The organism is Phreatobacter aquiterrae (genome assembly GCF_053471285.1).
This window is the reverse complement of sequence record NZ_JBJPHW010000037.1, coordinates 1-1,959: the sequence shown is the minus strand read 5'-3', so window position 1 is coordinate 1,959 and position 1,959 is coordinate 1. Positions and strand designations below refer to the sequence as shown.

Sequence of the window (1,959 nt, the reverse complement as noted above, 5' to 3'; positions counted from 1 at the left end):
ACACCCGTCATCCCTGGACCCTTCCCGAAAACGGAAAGGATCGTGCGCTATGGCCTCAGCAGGGGTGGTTATTGGACGCGAAACCAGCCCAGCAGGGGGTGGTTCTTGCACGCGATTTCACAGACGGTGATCCCGCCACCGTCTTCATCGAGGTCAAATATTCCGAGGGCATGAATGGACCGGTCGCCCGCCACAGGCCCCGCTACGATGAAGCCTCGCGGCAGGTTGGCTTGTTCCGGGACCCCGACGCGATGGTTCTTCGCTCGACCGGACTTGAGCAGCTTTGGCGCGAGCATATGATGGCCCAGCGCGCCGTCGACCTTGGCATCGTCGGCCAGGCCCTCTTCGTCGCCGTCGGCCCGCAGCTCAATCGCCGGGCTCAAGGTGCGTTCAAGGCGTACCAGGTGGAATTGGCCAATCCCGAAGTCGACGGCGACAATAGCCGCGTCGGCTTTAGGGCTTTCAGCCTCGAAAGGATCATTGAGGCCATGGCCGTAGCGGGGGCTATTGGCATCGCCAACCGGCTGTGGGACCGCTACTGTGCCTTCGACCGCGTTCTGGCCGAGGCGATGGGGCCGCCGCCATCGGGGCCACCGCTCACTGATGCCGCCGAAAAATAGACGTAAGTCGGAAGAATGGCTCAGACTGCCCGAAGTACCCCCCACTCGGTCGTCATCCACGATTGGCTGACAGTGACGCGATGCGGCCATCCTGTTCAGCGAAGCCACAGTCGCGTTAAGGCGGACGAGCCCCCTTTCCTGGCGAACTTTTTAGCGCCCAATTGCATGATGGTGGCTGTGAACACACCGCGAATTGATGCATGGTCTGAACACCTTTGCCGAAAGACGATTCATGCTCGCGCGCCCAGATCAGCCTCTCGACGCTAACGCCGATTTCAAGAATTTCGTCGGTCGTAAGCGCTTTGCGACCATCATGGCTGATCCTCCGTGGCAATTCGTCAACCGTACGGGGAAAATGGCGCCGGAGCATAAGCGTCTCAATCGATACGACACGATGGACCTGGCCGCTATCAAGGCATTGCCGGTCGCCGATGCGGCCGCCCCGACGGCTCACCTCTATCTTTGGGTGCCCAACGCCCTCCTACCTGAAGGACTGGAGGTCATGAAGGCTTGGGGGTTCAGCTACAAATCAAACATTATCTGGCACAAGATCCGGAAAGACGGTGGCTCAGACGGTCGAGGGGTAGGCTTCTATTTCCGCAACGTGACCGAAATTATCCTGTTCGGTGTGCGCGGAAAGAACGCCCGGACGCTCACCCCGGGTCGAACACAGGTCAACTATATCGGCACTCGCAAGCGCGAGCATAGTAGGAAGCCCGACGAACAATATCCGTTGATTGAAAGCTGCTCACCAGGCCCCTACCTTGAACTGTTCGGGCGCGGCGTCAGAAAGGGTTGGTCGACTTGGGGCAATCAGGCCGAGGCGACGTACGAGCCGACTTGGGAGACGTATTCTCACAACTCTAAGACAACGCGGACCCTGGCTGCGGAGTGATCAGGTCTCGCCTTCAGGCTCCTCTTCGTCTTCGCCTTCGATAAGAGCTTTCAAAACTTCTTTAGGCTCGTTGAAGGTAACGACGGTATCCGGAATCCCGATCAGGACGAGGGGACAAGGATTTCCAACCCCACGGTGGATGCGCTCCTCCAATTTCCGCCAGTGCGTCGTCGCCTCCCCAAACTTATCGCCAACGAACTTGTTCACCCACGCATCGCGGAAGGGCACGGGATCGACCAACCTGTCTGTTCGCTTGCGAATCGCAACCTTCTGTTTCGGCGTCGGAACATATCCCCAGCGCTCGAGGTCTTCGAAGCTGTGTAAGCATCCGGCGAGGGCCGCGGCTGCAGCCGATGCGGATCAGGCAGCCTGACGTGCCGCTGCCGCACCAATTGGCTGCCAATTCCACGGCAGCAACTCGGGCAGTCTGGACTGCGGGATGGC

The 1,959-nt window shown here is 59.6% G+C and carries 3 protein-coding genes; 2 read left to right on the top strand and 1 reads right to left on the bottom strand.

All coding sequences use genetic code 11. The features are described 5' to 3' along the window. Both ACJ4V0_RS21470 and ACJ4V0_RS21465 read left to right on the top strand, forming a co-directional pair. Positions 1-620: PGN_0703 family putative restriction endonuclease (locus tag ACJ4V0_RS21470; protein WP_448301644.1), on the top strand; the 620-nt coding region annotated here is incomplete at its 5' end. Between the two features lie 196 nt (positions 621-816). Next, positions 817-1,515: an MT-A70 family methyltransferase gene (locus ACJ4V0_RS21465; RefSeq protein ID WP_448301643.1), complete on the top strand. Its 699-nt coding sequence runs from the start codon at positions 817-819 to the stop codon at positions 1,513-1,515. Here the strand turns inward: ACJ4V0_RS21465 and ACJ4V0_RS21460 are convergent, their stop codons facing one another. Next, positions 1,516-1,743 (bottom strand): BglII/BstYI family type II restriction endonuclease, encoded by a 228-nt coding sequence (locus ACJ4V0_RS21460; protein WP_527248928.1) that lies wholly within the window; start codon positions 1,741-1,743, stop codon positions 1,516-1,518. Positions 1,744-1,959: the final 216 nt, after the last annotated feature.

What these genes read in the sequence shown, in the direction of transcription:
- ACJ4V0_RS21465 (WP_448301643.1), top strand. Translation starts at nt 817, where the DNA reads ATGCATGGTCTGAACACCTTTGCCGAAAGACGATTCATGCTCGCGCGC.